This is a genomic window from Paenibacillus sp. OT2-17 (assembly GCF_009827695.1).
Classification (GTDB): Bacteria; Bacillota; Bacilli; order Paenibacillales; family Paenibacillaceae; genus Paenibacillus; species Paenibacillus polymyxa_B.
Map to the genome: position 1 here is coordinate 1 of NZ_WUDQ01000498.1, position 2756 is coordinate 2756.

A 2756-nucleotide genomic window follows, 5' to 3' on the forward strand; every position below is an offset into this window, starting at 1 on the left:
ACGGAAGGAATTACTGTATTCGTATCAAGCCATTTGTTGTCCGAGATGGAGCTGATGTGCGACCGTGTAGCTATTATTCAGAGCGGACGGCTGGTTGATATCAAGCAACTGAAGAATACAGGGGAGGAAGTGCAGAAGGCGGAAATTGCTTTTGAGGTAAATGATGCCGAACAAGCTTATGCGCTTGCTGGAGCAGGGCGCGTCGAAGGTAATCAACTGCTGCTTCACCTGGAGCGGGAACAGATTGCAGAGATGAACAGCCTGCTGGCTGCAAATGGCATTAAAGTATATGCGATTCGCCCGGTTTCCCGTACGCTGGAAGATCAATTTTTGGAAGTGACGGGAGGCGGGGTCATTGGGTGATTTCTTCAAGCTGGTACATAACGAAAATCTGAAAATTTACCTGCGTGTGCGCACATGGATTATGCTGGGGCTGCTGGCGGTCATCACTGCTGTGATTCCGATGCTGATTTCCCTGGTTTCCGATCAGGTCAGTGTGTGGGATGGGATTGCGTTGACGACGTTGTTTACATTTTTCCTCAATACGACGTTTACGGTCATTGTAGCCGCTGATTCGGTGGCTGGTGAATTTACTTGGGGAACGATTAAGCTGCTGCTCATCCGACCTTGGACTCGCAGCAAAATATTGTTGTCCAAGTATATATCCGTGATTTTGTTCAGTTTGCTCGGAACGATCATTTTGATTTTGATGGTTACGCTGTCCTCATGGCTGATGTTGTCCAAGGATGCACCAGCGGGTTCTGTTCCACTGTTCAGTGATCCGATATCTTATGTAACGCTGAACTTTTTGTATAGCTATATCGCCTTGTTCGTGACGATGGCCTTTGCTTTTATGCTGTCCGCTGTTTTCCGTTCCAGTGCCTTGGCGATTGGGCTGTCACTGTTCATGATGTTCACCAAAACAGTTTATAACACGATTGGCTTGTTCAGCACAGATCGTTTTGAATGGACCAAATACGTTCTATTTACGCATATGGATCTGAAAAAATATTTAGATATGCCGCCGGGTACGGTAAGTTCCAGTCTAACCTTTTCGCTCACCGTGCTGGCCGCATATTATGTGATTTTTATCGCCATTGCCTGGGTGGTTTTCGTAAAACGTGATGTTTCGACCTAAATCGAAGTGCCATAGAGTAACACAAAGGACGTTCAAATGCCTAGCATTTGGACGTCCTTTTGTTATTTCAGAATTTTACAAAATCCTCATTTAAGACTATTTTATGCTGTATCTATGTCATTTTTTACTACACATTCTGCGTGCAGGGGTATATTGTAATCTATTTTCAGCAAGAATCAATCAATAGGGTCATTTTGCGTTTAAAGAGGTAGAGAGAAACAGAATAGAGGGGGGCCGCATGATATGCTGCAAAATAATCGTTTTTTTCGTCTGACTACGGGTATTGTCATGCTATTACTCATCATTTACTTGGGCACCAAAGTAAGCTTTATATTCAGTCCTCTCGTATCTTTGGTCAGCTTGCTGGTTGTACCGTTGATGCTATCTTTTTTCCTCTATTATTTATTGAGGCCGATTGTAGATGTAATGGAACGGAGAAAAATCAAACGATCTATCTCCATCTTGCTGATTTATTTGGTCATTGGAGTGTTATTGTTTGTTTTCTCATGGGGTGTGTGGCCTACGCTGCGTGATCAAGTTACCAATTTATTTGAAAATGCGCCGAAGCTCATTAAAAGTCTGGTTGATCAATTGAGCCAATGGCGGCATAATCAATCCTTGAGACAAGTGCTGCCTCCGGGTGAAGACCCGCTGTCACAACTGTCAGATACGTTGAACGAAGCTTTTTCGACACTGTCTGATTATTCGGTAAAGCTGGTATCGTTCGTGTCCTACTTTTTTATTGTATTGGCTACCTTTCCAATATTGCTCTATTACATGCTGAAGGAAGGGAGCAAGTTTGGCCCTAAGATGCTAAACTTCTTTCCAAAAAAATATCACAAGGACGCATTGGAGGTTATGGAAGATATCGATAGTGCACTCAGCAGCTTTATCGTGAGTCGGGTGCTGATTAATGTCGCGTTGGGTGTGATGATGTTTCTTGGATTTTTAATTATTGGCTTGCCTTATGCCTTGCTGCTTGCCGTTATTTCGATTTTTCTTAATTTTATTCCCTATGTGGGGGCAGTGGCTGCTTCTATACCTGTGGTTATTATTGGATTACTCGAATCACCTTCGATGGCACTCTGGTCCCTGGTCGTGGTGATCGCTGCACAGCAAATTCAGGATAATTGGCTGTCACCTATAGTTTTTGGCAAGCAGCTGGATATTCATCCGTTGACTGTCGTTATTTTACTGTTAGTTGGTGGCGACCTGCTCGGGATTCTGGGTATCATTTTGGTGATTCCATTGTATATGTGCGGAAAAATCGTCATACGCAAGGTGTACCAATTATTTTTGGAACGCAGAGTGGAGGATATTATGGAATGAATGGAGAATGCACTGGATTTAAAGGAGTATATACTGACTTTATCCTGCTTCGGATTGCAGAGCGGCTTGGCTATCCTCCTTGTTTTTGCTGAAACTAGATTGGGTTTCGTCGTTTGACTCATCCGTAGAAGTTGACAACTCTACATCTTTTGTTCGGTTCATTTGAATTGTGCCGTCCAGTATACCGCCTTCAGAAATGACCAATGCAGTGGTCGCGGTATTTCCGTACAGTTCACCTGTCGGCGTAATGGTCAGTCGTCCTTCTGTAGTAATGCTGCCAAACACCTTA

General features: G+C 43.7%; 4 protein-coding genes. 3 read left to right on the forward strand and 1 reads right to left on the reverse strand.

Annotated features, from left to right (window positions below):
- The 3 genes from GRP75_RS23680 to GRP75_RS23690 form a co-directional block, all read left to right on the forward strand.
- The coding region (locus GRP75_RS23680; protein WP_483311110.1) for an ATP-binding cassette domain-containing protein at nucleotides 1–363 on the forward strand (363 nt) is incomplete at its 5' end.
- Nucleotides 356–1138: an ABC transporter permease gene (locus GRP75_RS23685; protein ID WP_023987446.1), complete on the forward strand. Its 783-nt coding sequence runs from the start codon at nucleotides 356–358 to the stop codon at nucleotides 1136–1138. The genes GRP75_RS23680 and GRP75_RS23685, both read left to right, overlap by 8 nt.
- Nucleotides 1139–1381: 243 nt before the next feature.
- Nucleotides 1382–2467 carry an AI-2E family transporter gene (locus GRP75_RS23690; protein ID WP_023987447.1) on the forward strand — a complete coding sequence of 362 codons (1086 nt, stop codon included), beginning with the start codon at nucleotides 1382–1384 and terminating at the stop codon, nucleotides 2465–2467.
- A gap of 39 nt (nucleotides 2468–2506) precedes the next feature.
- On the opposite strand, the gene GRP75_RS23695 is transcribed toward GRP75_RS23690, so the two are convergent.
- On the reverse strand, nucleotides 2507–2756 hold a 250-nt coding region (locus GRP75_RS23695), incomplete at its 5' end, for a polymer-forming cytoskeletal protein (protein ID WP_160790539.1).

Bases quoted from the DNA above. Each gene is read 5' to 3' on its own strand.
- GRP75_RS23690 (WP_023987447.1), top strand. From the start codon at position 1,382: ATGCTGCAAAATAATCGTTTTTTTCGTCTGACTACGGGTATTGTCATG.